11 protein-coding genes and 1 riboswitch are annotated in these 15,407 nt (G+C 35.3%); of the genes, 8 read left to right on the top strand and 3 right to left on the bottom strand.

What is annotated here, in order from left to right; all coding sequences use genetic code 11:
• Window positions 1-62: 62 nt before the first annotated feature.
• Both I586_RS02890 and I586_RS02885 read right to left on the bottom strand, forming a co-directional pair.
• A complete protein-coding gene (locus tag I586_RS02890) occupies window positions 63-962 on the bottom strand; it encodes a LysR family transcriptional regulator (RefSeq protein WP_010764669.1) in 900 nt (299 codons plus the stop codon).
• 72 nt (window positions 963-1,034) lie between these two features.
• Window positions 1,035-2,798 carry a CocE/NonD family hydrolase gene (locus tag I586_RS02885; RefSeq protein ID WP_010764670.1) on the bottom strand — a complete coding sequence of 588 codons (1,764 nt, stop codon included), beginning with the start codon at window positions 2,796-2,798 and terminating at the stop codon, window positions 1,035-1,037.
• 399 nt (window positions 2,799-3,197) lie between these two features.
• Between I586_RS02885 and licT the strand changes: the two genes are divergently transcribed.
• From licT to dnaJ, 8 genes are all read left to right on the top strand, one after another.
• Entirely contained in the window at window positions 3,198-4,040 is an 843-nt protein-coding gene (gene licT, locus I586_RS02880) for a BglG family transcription antiterminator LicT (RefSeq protein ID WP_010764671.1), read from the top strand.
• An 83-nt stretch (window positions 4,041-4,123) separates the two neighbouring features.
• Window positions 4,124-5,956, top strand: coding sequence for a beta-glucoside-specific PTS transporter subunit IIABC (locus tag I586_RS02875; protein WP_010764672.1), 1,833 nt, complete (start codon window positions 4,124-4,126; stop codon window positions 5,954-5,956).
• 21 nt (window positions 5,957-5,977) lie between these two features.
• Window positions 5,978-7,417, top strand: coding sequence for a glycoside hydrolase family 1 protein (locus I586_RS02870; protein WP_034701423.1), 1,440 nt, complete (start codon window positions 5,978-5,980; stop codon window positions 7,415-7,417).
• A 410-nt stretch (window positions 7,418-7,827) separates the two neighbouring features.
• Window positions 7,828-8,988: a radical SAM family heme chaperone HemW gene (hemW, locus tag I586_RS02865; RefSeq protein WP_010764674.1), complete on the top strand. Its 1,161-nt coding sequence runs from the start codon at window positions 7,828-7,830 to the stop codon at window positions 8,986-8,988.
• A 183-nt stretch (window positions 8,989-9,171) separates the two neighbouring features.
• A complete protein-coding gene (gene hrcA / locus I586_RS02860) occupies window positions 9,172-10,209 on the top strand; it encodes a heat-inducible transcriptional repressor HrcA (RefSeq protein WP_010764675.1) in 1,038 nt (345 codons plus the stop codon).
• A 41-nt stretch (window positions 10,210-10,250) separates the two neighbouring features.
• Window positions 10,251-10,814 carry a nucleotide exchange factor GrpE gene (gene grpE, locus I586_RS02855; protein ID WP_071868118.1) on the top strand — a complete coding sequence of 188 codons (564 nt, stop codon included), beginning with the start codon at window positions 10,251-10,253 and terminating at the stop codon, window positions 10,812-10,814.
• A 69-nt stretch (window positions 10,815-10,883) separates the two neighbouring features.
• Entirely contained in the window at window positions 10,884-12,713 is a 1,830-nt protein-coding gene (gene dnaK, locus I586_RS02850; protein WP_010764677.1) for a molecular chaperone DnaK, read from the top strand.
• 207 nt (window positions 12,714-12,920) lie between these two features.
• Window positions 12,921-14,087, top strand: coding sequence for a molecular chaperone DnaJ (gene dnaJ, locus I586_RS02845; RefSeq protein WP_010764678.1), 1,167 nt, complete (start codon window positions 12,921-12,923; stop codon window positions 14,085-14,087).
• A gap of 52 nt (window positions 14,088-14,139) precedes the next feature.
• On the opposite strand, the gene I586_RS02840 is transcribed toward dnaJ, so the two are convergent.
• Window positions 14,140-15,072: a helix-turn-helix transcriptional regulator gene (locus I586_RS02840; RefSeq protein ID WP_010764679.1), complete on the bottom strand. Its 933-nt coding sequence runs from the start codon at window positions 15,070-15,072 to the stop codon at window positions 14,140-14,142.
• 140 nt (window positions 15,073-15,212) lie between these two features.
• A riboswitch (adenosylcobalamin (AdoCbl) riboswitch) is annotated at window positions 15,213-15,357 on the top strand.
• The last annotated feature ends 50 nt before the right edge of the window (window positions 15,358-15,407 follow it).

The following is a 15,407-nucleotide window of genomic DNA, read 5'->3' as shown; positions in this document are numbered from 1 at the left end:
TTTGTTTGCGATGAAAACAAATTGCGTAGAGATGGGATATTTTCTCTCATTTACTTAATGAGTTATTTTACTGTTTTGTAGTACATAAATAATTCTTGAAGGAGTTCATTTTTATATTCCTTATTGTAAGCAACAGCAATAGTATGATCCGTACTTACGTTATCAATATCAATAATTTTAATATGATATTTCTCTTCTAATGTTCCGTCATTCATACCTGAATATAAAAAAGCTAAATCGTTCCCGACTGAAACTCTTGAAAGACCTTCATCAAGATCTTTTACATAAGAATTTGCTTTTAAATTGAACCCGTTTTTGATACCTTGTCCAATTACATAGTCAACAATAACAGGTGAATATTGTCTTTCAAGTAAGATAAAGGTCTCACTACTTAAATCTGCAAAACTCACTTTTTTTCTATCATTTAAAATATGATGAAAGGGCACTGCAATTTGCAGATAATTTTCCAAAAATATAGATTTTTCAATATTTTGCTTTGTTTGAAGGTAAGTTACTAAATTAAAGACTAAATCATATCGACCATTTGAAAGTCCATCGGCTAAATTTATCGGAGTATCTTGTTTCGTTACAAATTGAACATTTGGATGCTTATTTTTAAAATACTCAAATATCTCATACATTTTTCCCATATTGAAATTCTGCAAATAGCCAATTTTAAAAATATGGGATGCTTCATCAGAATTTACTTGATGGTCGAACATATGAGATAAATGATCTATGCGTTTTAAAACGTCGCTGACTTCTTTTAGGAATTGCTCACCAGCATCAGACAATGTAAGTCCATGGTTATGACGAATAAATAATTCTACTCCTAGTTCAGATTCTAAATTTTGTATGCGCCTACTTAGGGTTGGCTGAGAAATATATAGTTTTTCGGAAGCTCTTGTAAAATTTCCTTCAGTAGCCACTGTAACAAAATAGTTTAAGGTTGTTAACTTCATCTTGGCTCCATCTCAAATAATTATATTTAATAGTAGCTCTAGTATAAAGTTTACTTATTGATTTAACAAGTTTTAATGAGTGACTATCAATGGTAATTGAAGATATGAAGCATATTCGCCACCAGTATGAAGAATGTGCGTTCCTTGATTATCAGGTGTGCAACCTGGTGTTCCCGGCATCACAGATCCGAGTTCGTCTTTTGTACTGATAACCATTCTTAAGGTTTCACCAGCTTTGTAGGATAGACCAAGTGGACTTAATACAATATCAAGCGCAACAATTTCACCTTTTGATAATTTTTGAACACGGTCAAAGGTATAAGCGGGGATTTCATCTGTTGTAAGTCCGCTATCAAGATGACGCATGGAAGCTCGAAGACGTCCCCAAGCTCCTTTGTAACGCAGAGCAGAGGCACCCTCTTGTGTGAAATCTTGAAGGGCAGCACCGTGATTTGGAACAACAAACTCACTTAAAACATTTCCCAATTTGTCTAACTTTTGAATCCAAACAAAAATATCCATATCCTCATAACCTTCAACTTCCATGAATAGTTTAGCTTTTGGATAACCAACAAAATCGGTATCTTTAGCGAAAGTTAGTTGAAAAGAGCTACGACCTGGTAAATTACCTGCAGTATATTTTACTGTGGCATCTTTTGTTTCAGGATTTTCTTGTAAAGTACGGGATAGTCCGTTCAAGTAATAGCGTTTGTTTTCACTTGTTGAAGGTGGGAAAGATTCTGATGGAATGTCTGTTTTGTTACCACCATGAAAATCAATAAGTGAATAGCGAACAGTTGGTGTTTCTGTCCAGCCGTTTTCTTTTTCAAGTAAATAATAATCAAAAAATCGGCGTAATTCTTCAATATTTTTTTCATCATAATAATAAGGCCATTCTTGACGATCATGAATACGAAGCCATTTTTCTTTTGATCCTAACGTACGCCAAGAACGGAAAGTTCCCATCGTGTGTAGTGTATTTGAATAGCTTGCAATAACAAAGGCAGGTATTGTGATTTTATTTGGATCAGCAACTTTATCTTGCCAAACTGCTGTATTGGCCAAAGGATATGCTTTCATTTCTTTTACTAAGTCTTCACGTGTAGCATTTTTCGCACTGACGTGATTCACTTGCAAGCGCTCAATAAAGTTTTCATCTGGAATTCCACCTATAAAAGCTAAGTCACGATAACCATCTGCAAGTCCCTCTGTTGGATTGATACAAGTTAAGTGAGGAGGCTGTTCAGCAGCGATATACCATTGTGAAAAAGCTAAATAAGAAGTTCCTGTAAGTGCTGTTTTACCATTGGACCATGATTGGGAAGCTAACCATTCGATTAAGTCATAACCGTCCTGTGCTTCTTGTGAACCAATCATCGTAGTATTTCCTTCGCTATGTGCGATGCCGCGCATATCGGGATTACATACAGCATAACCATGTGCGCACCAATAATCCGGGTCAGGTGCTTCAAATTTTGTTAATCCTGAGTTCCAATGATTTCCCATACCTAGCATATTAAAAAGATTTTTGTAGCGAGGCGCGGTTCCAGCACTTTTACCATATGGACTCCACGCAATGAGAACAGGTACTTTTTTCTCAGTAATTGGTAAGTAGATATCCGTGTAGATTGTGATACCGTCTCGTAATTCTACTGGGACATCTTTCAGCATTTTAATATCATTCGTTAATGGTTTAAAACCTTCAGCAATTTGATCCCCTTTTTTCAAAATGATTTCTTTTGTCTCAAATGGGCTGAGCACACCATGTTCAACACCGTTATCGATATAGTCAAAAGATGGACTAAAGCACATTTTTTCTGTCATTTTTGTCGTCATTTATATTCCCTCCGATTTTATAATATAGTTGAGTTATTAAGCACTTTAAAGTATACAGGGGAATCATTTGAATGTGAAATTGCATTTTTGGATAGTCAGTATAAGAATATAAGTGTTATTCATTTTATGAATAACAGGACATTTGATACATTTTTGTTTCTAAATGAAATTAAATGTAGCTGTTCATTATTGTTCACAGTGTGTGAAAACTAATTAAAAATTACATTGACAAAAATGAAAGCGTTTGATAAAATACGAGACATAGAAGAATATTTCTAATTTCATGTGGATAGTAATTGAAAAAATTCAAGCTAGACCTGATTGTAAATTGGTAAAACGTAAGTCTTATTTTTTGACGTTTTATAAATTTACAATCAGGTCTTTTTAGGTGGTGAAAAAATGATTATTCAGAAGATATTGAATAATAATGTTGTTGTGTGTTTAGACAATCTAGGTAATGAAATTGTTGTTCTTGGAAAAGGGCTTGCTTATCAAAAAAAAATAGGAGAGGCAGTCGAAGATTCTTTAGTAAATAAAAAATTTGTTCTTCAAAGTCAAGACTTATCTGGAAAGTTCCAACAAATCATTGCAAGTATTCCAAGTGATTTCTTATCTGTTACAGATGAAATTATTGAAAACATTAAATTGAAGTTAGGAAAGAAACTAAGTGAAGGTATCTATATTTCATTAACTGATCATATTTATACTTCTATTCACCGAAAGCAACAAGGAATTGCGATGAAAAATGCAATGCTTTGGGATATCAAACGCTTTTATCCTGTGGAATTTCAGTTAGGTCAAGAAGCAATTATACTGATTAAACAGCGATTAGATGTACAATTATCTGAAGATGAAGCTGGCTTTATTGCTTTTCATATTGTGAATTCAGAGTTAGATGAAAATCTAGAACATGCGTATGAAGTAACTAAATTGATGACAGAGATTTTGAGCATTGTAAAATACCATTTTAACGTGACAATCGATGAAGATTCTGTTTATTTTTACCGCTTTATCACGCATTTGAAATTTTTGGCTCAAAGAATTTTTAACGGCACTCTTCATGTAGATGGGGAAGATTCTCTTTTTTTAATGGTCAAAGAAACCTATCCGAGTTCTTTTGAATGTACAGAGAAAATTACCATGTTTCTCAAGAAAAAACATCGAGTAATGATTTCTAAAGAGGAAAAAAGTTATCTAACGATTCATTTAGATAGGCTTATTTATAAAAAAAATACAATTTAAAATGGAGGGAAAAAATAGTTAAAAAAGGGTGGTAACATTCAGTTGGCCAAACCGCTAAAAAAAATTAAGCGGAGGAATTAAAAATGAGTCATTATAAAGAATTAGCAAAAAATATTATTGAAAATGTTGGTGGGAAAGACAACATCATCGCATTAACGCATTGTGTAACTAGGTTAAGATTTCAGCTAGCTGATGAATCAAAAGCAAATGATGAACTTCTGAAAAAAATGGACGGTGTTGTAACAGTCATGCGCTCTGGTGGACAATATCAAGTTGTTATTGGAACTCATGTGCCTGATGTATATCAAGTTGTATGTGAATTAGCAGGGATTTCTAATGAAAAGAAGGTAGTAAAAAGCACTAAAAAAATGACGATTATGGAAAAATTCTTCGATATCGTTTCTGGTATTATGCTGCCGTCCATTGCAATTTTGTCTGCCTCTGGAATTATCAAAGGTTTAAATACTTTGTTGGAATTGGTAGGCCTCTATTCTGCTGAAAGCTCTTTTTTCACACTGTTTGATTCTATTGGGGATGCTATGTTTTATTTTTTCCCAATCATTATTGGTTACAATACAGCTAAAAAAGTTAGCATGAATCCTTATCTTGGCATGACGATCGGTGCAATTTTATGTCATCCGGCTATTAATGGGGTAGACATGAATTTCTTTGGCTATAAAATGAATGTTACCTACACATCCAGCATGTTACCAGTTATTTTGATTATTTTACTTGCAGCACCCTTAGAAAAATTCTTGATTGAAAGGTTGCCAAAATCAATTAAATCATTCACAGTACCTTTGTTAGTTTTAGTTATCGCAGTCCCAATTGGATATACCTTGGTAGGACCATTTGCTAATGCAGTTGGTGGCATTTTAGGAGATGGCATTAACGCTTTAATTGTATTGAGTCCTGTTTTAGCTGGCATCATTATTGGTGCTTTCTGGCAAGTATTTGTGTTGTTTGGTGTTCATATTGTATTAATGATGCCATCGATTATGAATATTATTTCTGGTCAGCCAGATATGTTCATGGCAATTGTTAAGGTTGTTTCATTCGCTCAAATCGCTGTTGTTTTAGCTATTTTATTGAAAACTAAAGATAAAAAATTGAAAGAGGTTGCCATTCCAGCTTTCATTTCTGGGATTTTTGGTGTAACTGAGCCAGCAATTTATGGAGTAACCTTACCGCGTATCAAGATGTTTGTTATTTCTTGTATTGGTGGCGGTGTTGCAGGCGGTATTATAGGGCTATTGGACATTAAAGTATATAACATGGGCGGTATGGGAATCTTTGGTTTACCAGGTAATATTGATCCTGCCGCAAATAATTTTAATAACTTAATTAATACGATTATTGCTATTGCTGTTAGCTCAGCAGTTGCCTTTGTTTTAGCCTTTTTCGTATTTAAAGATGACAAAATTGAGGAAAAAATAGAAGATAACATTTTGAAAGAAGATCACATAGAAATTTTAAATAGCCCATTAAAAGGGAACTTGATTCCTTTGTCTGATTTATCAGATGATGCTTTTGCTCAAGAAATTATGGGCAAAGGAATTGCGATTGAACCATCAGAGGGGAAATTATATTCACCTTGTGATGGTACTGTAATGACTATCTTTCCAACTAAGCACGCAATTGGAATTATTTCAGATAAAGGAAGCGAAATTTTAATTCACTTAGGTATGGATACTGTTCGATTAGATGGTAAATATTTTGAAACAATAGTAGAACAAGGACAAAAAGTATCTAAAGGTGATTTGCTAGTAACCTTTGATATTGAGGCAATTGTTAAAGAAGGTTATACACTAGAAACGCCAGTAATCATTACGAACACTAAAGATTATCATGAAATCGTACCGAATAATGATTCAACAACTAATGTTGGTGATGAGTTATTGACTTTAATGGTGTAAATGGAAAGGTGTGGAATGAATATGGGTTTTTCAAAAGATTTTTTATGGGGTGGCGCAACTGCTGCCAATCAATGTGAAGGTGCTTGGAATATTGACGGTAAAGGTGATAGTATTTGTGATCATATGCGTGGTGGTGGGGTAAATACGCCTCGTGTCTTTGATATGGAGATACTTCCGGATAAGTATTATCCTAGTCATGATGCGATTGATTTTTACCATCATTATAAAGAAGATATTGCGATGTTAGGAGAAATGGGCTTTAAAGTATTTCGTCTTTCCATAGCTTGGAGCCGCATTTTTCCAAAAGGAAATGAAGAGAAGCCAAATGAAGCTGGTTTAGCCTTTTATGACAACGTTTTTGATGAATGTCGTAAATATGGTATAAAGCCGCTTGTAACATTGAGTCATTTTGAAATGCCTTTTTATCTAGCGAAAGAATATAACGGTTTTTCAGATAAACGAGTAGTTGATTATTTTGTTCATTATGCAACAACCGTGATGGAAAGATACAAAGACAAAGTCAGCTATTGGTTGACTTTTAATGAAATAAACTTTGCAACGTTACCGTTTGGAAATCAGAATGTTTTAGGGATATTGCACACAGATGAAAAAGGGAATGTAGTAAGATCTTTAGATGACGAAAAAATGCGTTATCAAGCATTGCATAATGTTTTTCTAGCTAGTGCTAAAACTGTTATTGAAGGACGTAAAATTAATCCTAGTTTTCAATTTGGTTGCATGATTGCTCATGTTACAATGTATCCTTTGACACCAAATCCAGAAGATATATTGCTAGTTCAGCAAAAAGACAACCACATCAATAATTTTTGTGGAGATGTTCAAGTTAAAGGGGAGTATCCTGACTTTATGATTCAGTATTTGAAAAATAAAGATATCGATGTTCCATATAAAGAAGATGCACAGCTTCTCAAAGATGGAACGGTTGATTTCTATACTTTTTCTTATTATTCTAGTAATTGTGTGACTGTAGACAAGGCGAAAGAAAAGACTTCAGGCAATGTTCTTGGAGGTGTAAAGAATCCTTATCTACAAGTAAGTGACTGGGGATGGCAAATCGATCCGAAAGGCTTGCGATATGTTCTAAATAAGCTAAATGATCGTTATGGTGTTCCACTGATGATTGTAGAAAATGGATTAGGTGCTGCTGATCAAATAGATGAGACAGGTCAAGTGTTGGATGATTACCGTATAGAGTATTTAAAAGAACATATAAAAGTTATGGAAGAAGCCATTAATGATGGCGTAAAACTTATTGGCTACACAATGTGGGGATGTATTGACTTAATTTCTGCTGGAACGGGTGAAATGAAAAAACGTTATGGCTTTATTTATGTTGATCGTGACAATGAAGGAAAAGGAAGTTTAATGCGTAAAAAGAAAAAGTCATTTTATTGGTATAAGCAAGTGATTGCATCAAATGGAGAAAACTACAATAGATAAGTCTTGACACCAGCGATAATATTCAATAAAAAGTAAGACAACTTAGTAACAAAAAATTATTAATAAATTTTTATGGTCTTCTTCAGCTCCGGCTACTAGAATGTGATGGAGACAAAGGTGAAATAGGAAAGGAAGAGGTGATTAGGACCTCTTCCTTTTCTATTTTATTGTACAGAGTAAATGAAAATAGCTATAGTAGCATATAGAATAGAACGTGTTGAGCATATTGTAGCGAATCATTTAATTAGTACTTCTTTAATTTGTGTACAAAGGCTTATTTTTATAAATCTTTACAAGAAAAATTTGTTGATTCGATTTAAACTATTTTATGATGGGATATGTTAAGATAAGAGACGTCTTCTATATAGTGGTTTATAAATAGAAGACTTCTAAATTGGAGGAATAAAAAATTGGAAAACCAAAATAAAAAAATTTCAGCTTACATACATATTCCGTTTTGCGAACATATTTGTTTTTACTGCGACTTCAATAAAGTATTTTTGGAAGGTCAGCCAGTCGATGAATATATTCAAAGTCTTTTAAAAGAGATTCGTTTGACCAAAGAGCAATATCCGAGCAAGACGACCGAAACGATTTATATAGGAGGAGGAACACCAACGTCTTTATCAGCTAAGCAGTTAGACGTATTGTTAAAAGGTGTCCGTGAATTACTACCGATTGATCCAGCAAATGAATTTACAATCGAGGCGAATCCAGGTGATTTAACGCAAGAAAAGTTACTGGTAATGAAAGAATATGGTGTAAATCGTTTATCTATGGGCGTTCAGACATTTGATAATAAGCTATTGAAAAAAATCGGACGCAAACATACGGCAGAAGATGTTTATGAAACGATGAAATTCTTGGAAAAAGAAGATTTTCTAAATGTCAGTATCGATTTGATTTATGCATTGCCAGGTCAGACCTTAGAAGGCTTTAGAGATACCTTGAAACGTGCAATCGAGCTTGATTTGCCTCATTATTCGTTATACTCTTTGATTTTGGAGAATAAGACAATGTTTATGAATTGGGTGCGTCAAGGACGTTTACAATTGCCAGATCAAGATGTGGAAGCGCAAATGTTTGAGGAAACGATTGTTGCTATGGAAAAAGCAGGACGTCATCAATATGAAGTGAGTAATTTTGCCTTAAAGGGACAAGAGAGTCAACATAATCTAGTTTACTGGAATAATGATCATTATTATGGATTCGGTGCAGGAGCTAGTGGTTATTTAGGCCATACCCGTTATAAAAATCATGGTCCAATCCAGCATTATCTAAAACCATTGCGTGACAATCAATTGCCGACGCTTGAAACAGAGATTCTGACCTTGAATAATCAAATGGAAGAAGAATTATTCTTAGGGTTACGAAAAAAAGCAGGGGTTTCAAAAATTCGATTCCAAGAGAAGTTTGGGCTGGGGTTAAATCAAGTATATCAAAAAACGATACCAGAATTGATTCAAAAAGGTTTGCTTCTGGAAAATGAAGAATCTATCCAGTTAACTGAACAAGGACTATTTGTAGGAAATGATGTGTTTGAAGCTTTTCTAATTGATAAGGAAAAGTAAGTATATAAGGAACGAAAGTAGAGTGATACAAGATCTATTTTCGTTCTTTTTTATTGATTTAGCACTCGATGATGAAGAGTGCTAAAAAAGTGTGTTTTTCTCTTGACAATTAAACAAGAACTTGCTATATTAATAATTGTATTAGCACTTGAATAACATGAGTGCTAATGAAGGGTGGTAATTATGATAACAGATAGACAAAAGAATATTTTGCGACTTATCATCCAAGAATACACGAATACAGGAAATCCTGTAGGGTCAAAGAAATTGATGGAACAAGGGATTAAGTCAAGTTCTGCAACGATTCGTAATGATATGAAAGCCTTAGAAGAACATGGATTACTACTAAAGACGCATTCGTCTTCTGGTAGAATTCCTTCAATGGATGGTTATCGTTACTATGTGGATCATTTACTCAGCCCAGCTGAAGTCGAACGAGAAGAATTAGAGACGATTCGTCATTCATTTGGTAGAGAGTTTCATGAAATCAACGATATTATCGAACAATCTGCTGAAATTCTTTCAAATTTGACTAGCTATACTGCCTTTTCTTTAGGTCCTGAAGTGAAAGAACGTAGACTAACTGGATTTCGGATCGTTCCTTTAAATGATCGTCAGATTATTGCTGTGATCGTCACAGATAAAGGGAATGTTGAAAGCCAAGTATTTGCCATTCCAGCTTCAGTTTCTAGCCAAGATCTTGAAAAAATGACACAAATCATTAACGACAAGCTTGTTGGGCAACCGTTATTAACAGTTTACCATCGCTTGAGAACGGAAATCCCGATGATTTTACACCGTTATTTTCAAACACCAGATGGCATGATGAATTTATTCGATGCAATGTTAGGTCATGCATTCGAAGAAAAAGTATTCGTCAGTGGTCGAATGAATGTGTTAGATTTTGGTATAAAACAAGATATCGATCAATTAAAATCAGTTTATTCCTTTATGCAAAATACAGATGCTATCACGCATTTGTTAACCGCAGAAGCAGAATCACCGATCGCAATTCGTATTGGATCAGAGATAGGAAATGATTTACTGGACAATATGAGTATGATTACCGCGACATATGAAGTAACAGGACATGGCAAAGGAACGATTGCTTTATTAGGACCTACTAGCATGCCGTATTCAAAAATGTTTGGCCTCGTGGATGTATTCCGCGATGAATTAGCTTCAAAACTTGGTGCTTATTATCGTTTTCTTGATGAATAAGTAAAAAGTTAAATATATAGAATTCTAATAATTCTACGGAAATGAGAAGGGAAGTTGCCAGAGTGAGTAATAAAGAAGAAACAAATGAAGAAATTCAAGAAGAGCGCACAGAAGCAATTGATGATTCCGGGGGTTCTGAAACGGAAACTGAGATGACTGAATTAGAAAAAGCGCAAGCTGATTTATCAGAAATGGAAGATAAATTTTTAAGAGCCCGTGCTGAAATTGCCAATATGAGCAATCGTTTCAAAAATGAACGCGAGCTACTTGTTCGTTACCGTTCACAGGATTTAGGTAAAAAATTATTGCCTTCTCTTGATAATTTAGAACGTGCAATGGCAATTGAAGTAGATGACGAGCAAGGCGCAAGCTTGAAAAAAGGAATCTCGATGGTTCTTGAAAGTTTACAAGCTGCATTGAAAGAAGAAGGTATCGAAGAAATCCCGACAATGGGTGAAGTATTTGATCCTAATTTACATCAAGCAGTCCAAACGATTCCTGCAAGTGATGAAACACCTGCCGATACAATCGTTGAAGTTTTGCAAAAAGGCTATAAGTTACATGATCGTGTTTTACGAGCAAGCATGGTTATCGTTGCCCAGTAGCAGCATAATACAATGTTTGTATAATATAAATTGAAAAAAATTAAAATAGAAGATAGGAGATCATTAATTATGAGTAAAATTATTGGTATTGACTTAGGAACAACAAACTCAGCAGTTGCAGTATTAGAAGGCGGAGAAGCAAAAATCATCGCCAACCCAGAAGGTAACCGTACAACACCTTCAGTAGTATCATTTAAAAATGGTGAAATCCAAGTTGGTGAAGTGGCAAAACGTCAAGCAGTGACTAACCCACATACAATTGCTTCAATCAAACGTCATATGGGCGAAGCTGGCTACAAAGTAGAAGCAGATGGCAAATCTTATACACCACAAGAAATTTCTGCAATGATCTTACAATATTTAAAAGGATTCGCAGAAGACTATTTAGGCGAAAAAGTGGATAAAGCGGTTATCACAGTTCCAGCTTACTTCAATGATGCACAACGTCAAGCAACGAAAGACGCTGGTAAAATCGCTGGTTTAGAAGTAGAACGGATCGTTAACGAACCGACAGCTGCAGCATTAGCTTACGGTTTAGATAAAACCGATAAAGATGAAAAAGTTTTAGTATTTGACCTTGGCGGAGGTACATTTGACGTATCGATCCTTGAATTAGGTGATGGCGTATTCGACGTATTATCAACTGCTGGAGATAACGAACTAGGTGGGGATGACTTTGATAATAAAATCATCGACTACATGGTAGCAGAATTCAAAAAAGAAAATGGCGTTGACTTATCTAAAGACAAAATGGCTGTTCAACGTTTGAAAGATGCCGCTGAAAAAGCGAAAAAAGATTTATCAGGCGTTACGTCAACTCAAATCAGCTTACCATTTATCACAGCAGGAGATGCTGGTCCATTGCACTTAGAAATGAACTTAACTCGTGCAAAATTTGATGAATTAACAAGTGATTTAGTAGAACGTACGAAAACTCCAGTACGTCAAGCCTTGAAAGATGCTGGTTTGAACCCATCTGAAATCGATGAAGTAATCTTAGTTGGTGGATCAACACGTATTCCAGCTGTTGTAGAAGCTGTTCGTAAAGAAACAAACAAAGAGCCAAACAAATCAGTTAACCCAGATGAAGTTGTTGCAATGGGTGCAGCAATTCAAGGTGGCGTTATCACTGGTGATGTGAAAGATGTCGTATTATTAGACGTAACACCATTATCATTAGGTATCGAAACAATGGGTGGCGTATTTACTAAATTGATCGATCGCAATACAACGATCCCTACAAGTAAATCACAAGTATTCTCAACAGCCGCTGACAATCAACCAGCTGTAGATATTCACGTATTACAAGGTGAACGTCCAATGGCTGCTGATAATAAAACATTAGGTCGTTTCCAATTAACTGATATTCCAGCCGCTCCTCGTGGTGTGCCTCAAATCGAAGTAAGTTTTGATATCGATAAAAATGGTATCGTAAATGTACGTGCCAAAGATTTAGGAACTCAAAAAGAGCAAACAATCACAATCAAATCTTCTTCAGGTTTATCAGATGATGAAATCGAACGCATGGTGAAAGATGCAGAATCAAATGCTGAAGCAGATAAAGCACGTAAAGAAGAAGTTGACCTACGTAACGATGTGGATGCTTTGTTATTCACTGTTGACAAAACATTGAAAGAATTAGAAGGCAAAGTAGATGCTGATGAAGTGAAAAAAGCAGAAGACGCTCGTGATGAATTGAAAGCTGCTGTTGAAGCGAACGATATCGAACAAATGAAAGAAAAACGTGATTCATTAAACGAAATCGTACAAAACTTAACAGTAAAACTTTATGAACAAGCAGCGCAACAACAAGCGCAAGAAAATCCTGAAGCTGCACAAGGTGGAGCAGATGATGTTGTAGATGCTGACTTTGAAGAAGTAGAAGGCGACGACAAATAATCATTGATCGTTAACAAGCTGGCAAAGACCAAAGTCATCGCTTTGGTCTTTGCCTATCTTTATTTGTAGAAGAAGTTGAAAGGCAAATTAAGTGAAGCTATTTTTCTTTTGCGTGATTTGTGGTATGATTACAACGATGTTTTTATACAAATAAGTTAGCGTCGATTCTTTTTTAGAATAAATGGAATAATAGTTGGAGGGGAACTAATGGCTACGAAAAGAGATTATTATGAAGTCTTAGGCCTTGCAAAAGGTGCGTCAGATGATGAAATAAAAAAAGCTTACCGTAAGCTTTCAAAACAATATCACCCAGATATCAATAAAGAAGCGGATGCAGAAGATAAATTCAAAGAAGTTTCTGAAGCATATGAAGTATTGAGCGATCCTCAAAAGAAAGCAGCTTATGATCAATATGGGCATGCGGGAACAGATCCAAACTACGGTGGAGGCGCTGGTGGTTTTGGCGGCTTCGGCGGTGGCGGTTTTTCTAGCAGTGGTTTTGGTGGATTTGAGGACATTTTTGATTCATTCTTTGGTGGAGGTTCACGTAGTGTCGATCCGACTGCTCCAAGACAAGGGGCCGATTTACAATATACTGTTAACCTGAAGTTTGAGGAAGCAATTTTTGGTGTAGAAAAAGAGATCAAGTACAACCGTGAAGATAACTGCGAAACCTGTGGTGGTAATGGAGCAAAACCTGGTACGCATCCTGAAACGTGTCATAAATGTCACGGATCTGGTTCAATCAATGTGGAACGTCAAACGCCACTTGGTCGTGTAATGAGTCGTCAAACGTGTGATGTTTGTCATGGAACAGGAAAAGAAATCAAAGAACCATGTCCAACTTGTCATGGCTCTGGTCATGAGAAAAAAGCGCATAAAGTCAAAGTCAATGTTCCTGCTGGAGTTGAGGATGGACAACAAATGCGTTTGGCAAACCAAGGTGAAGCTGGCATGAATGGTGGACCATACGGTGATTTATATGTGGTATTCAATGTAGAAGAAAGTGATATTTTTGATCGTGAAGGGTCAGAAATCTATTATGATTTACCATTAAGTTTTGTTCAAGCAGCACTTGGTGATGAAATCAAAGTACCAACTGTGCATGGTGATGTAAAACTAAAAATCCCTGCTGGTACTCAAACAGAAACGAATTTCCGTTTAAGAGGCAAAGGAGCACCACGCTTACGTGGAGGTGCCAATGGTGATCAACATGTAAAAGTGAAAATCATCACGCCTAAAAATTTAAACGATGAACAAAAAGAAGCACTTCGTACATTTGCTAAAGCGGGTGGTCAAAGCGTAAGTGAACAACAAGAAGAAGGCTTTTTCGATAAAATGAAAGATGCTTTCGGCGGTAAGAAAAAGAAATAATCTAAAAAGCACCTCAAATTGGATAAACACTATCCAATTTGAGGTGCTTTTTTTATTGATACATCGCCAACATATCTGTAAGACGTCGTTTTAATTCAGTTCTCACGTGTTTTGGCTGTATACACTCGCATTGACAGCCAAAACCTAAAAGAAGATGATAGCCAAAGTCATCTTCCATAAAAGGAAAGTCAACGATCACCTTTTCAGGATCATCCGTAGGGGAAAATGGTAGTTGCCCAAATTTATCACACAACTGTTCCTTGATTTTGTGGGTTACTTTCAATGTGATTGTTGTGAATTCTTTACCGTAGAATGGCTCTTTTCCTAGCGCTGTTGTTTTAAATTCTCGAAGATCAAAATGTGACGCTACTAATGCTAATTCACTCATCCTAGAAATTTTAAACGTTCTAAAATCAGCTTTTTCTAAGCAATATGCTTGTAAATACCAGCTGATTTCCTTTAGAACGAGACGATAAGGTTCCACTGTTCTTTGAGTTTTTCTTCCTTGATTGTCCTCATAATCAAAAGAAAGTACACGTTGTTGATCCATTCCAGCTTTTACTACCTCTAAAAAAGGTTGTAACGTATGGTTGCTGGTCCATGGTGTTAAATCAATTACAATTTGATTCGTTTTAAATTCGATTTCATCTAGAAATTGACTGGGTACTAACGTTTTTAGTTTCTCAAACGTTTGGCTTGTTTGAATAGGGGATACGTTATTAGATAAGCTTTCTAGCGCAATCAACAAAGAGGTAATATCAGATGACGTAAAAAATTGTTTATCTATTTTATAGTTATCCATAATTTGGATTCCACCATTGACACCAGGAAAAGAAGTTACGGGAATTCCAGCTTCACTTAGCGAGTTGATATCTCTATAAATTGTTCGCATGGACACTTCTAACATTTCAGCCAATTTGGAAGCACTGACTTGTTTTTTTTCAAGTAAAATCATGATGATTGCTAATAATCGTTCTGTTTTCATTTGGCACCTTCTTTTTTTTTACAAGATTCGTTTGCTTCATTATAACCAAAAATAGGTTGAATTTGGTGGAAAGGGGATAAAATATTTTTTTTAATAAAAACTTGTTTCTTTTTTTGATTGTGCTATAATACAAATGTAGAAATTGAATAGGTATTTATTTAGATGGAAGTTTGGTTCGATTCCAATACGGTCCCGCCACTGTGAAGAGCATTACTGCTATAAGTCAGGTCTTTCTAAATCAATACATTCCGTACTATTGTTTCGAGGCAAAACAATAGAACACATAACGATTACTTTTTAAGAGAGAACAATCTTGATTAGTAAGCACGAAAATG

Source organism: Enterococcus moraviensis ATCC BAA-383 (genome assembly GCF_000407445.1).
GTDB classification, from domain to species: Bacteria; Bacillota; Bacilli; order Lactobacillales; family Enterococcaceae; genus Enterococcus_L; species Enterococcus_L moraviensis.
This window is presented reverse-complemented; position numbering and strand designations above follow the sequence as displayed.

Excerpts from the sequence above, each read along its gene's own strand:
- I586_RS02890 (WP_010764669.1), bottom strand. The coding sequence starts at position 962 with ATGAAGTTAACAACCTTAAACTATTTTGTTACAGTGGCTACTGAAGGA.
- I586_RS02885 (WP_010764670.1), bottom strand. The coding sequence starts at position 2,798 with ATGACGACAAAAATGACAGAAAAAATGTGCTTTAGTCCATCTTTTGAC.
- licT (WP_010764671.1), top strand. The coding sequence starts at position 3,198 with ATGATTATTCAGAAGATATTGAATAATAATGTTGTTGTGTGTTTAGAC.
- I586_RS02875 (WP_010764672.1), top strand. The coding sequence starts at position 4,124 with ATGAGTCATTATAAAGAATTAGCAAAAAATATTATTGAAAATGTTGGT.
- I586_RS02870 (WP_034701423.1), top strand. The coding sequence starts at position 5,978 with ATGGGTTTTTCAAAAGATTTTTTATGGGGTGGCGCAACTGCTGCCAAT.
- hrcA (WP_010764675.1), top strand. The coding sequence starts at position 9,172 with ATGATAACAGATAGACAAAAGAATATTTTGCGACTTATCATCCAAGAA.
- grpE (WP_071868118.1), top strand. The coding sequence starts at position 10,251 with ATGAGAAGGGAAGTTGCCAGAGTGAGTAATAAAGAAGAAACAAATGAA.
- dnaK (WP_010764677.1), top strand. The coding sequence starts at position 10,884 with ATGAGTAAAATTATTGGTATTGACTTAGGAACAACAAACTCAGCAGTT.
- dnaJ (WP_010764678.1), top strand. The coding sequence starts at position 12,921 with ATGGCTACGAAAAGAGATTATTATGAAGTCTTAGGCCTTGCAAAAGGT.
- I586_RS02840 (WP_010764679.1), bottom strand. The coding sequence starts at position 15,072 with ATGAAAACAGAACGATTATTAGCAATCATCATGATTTTACTTGAAAAA.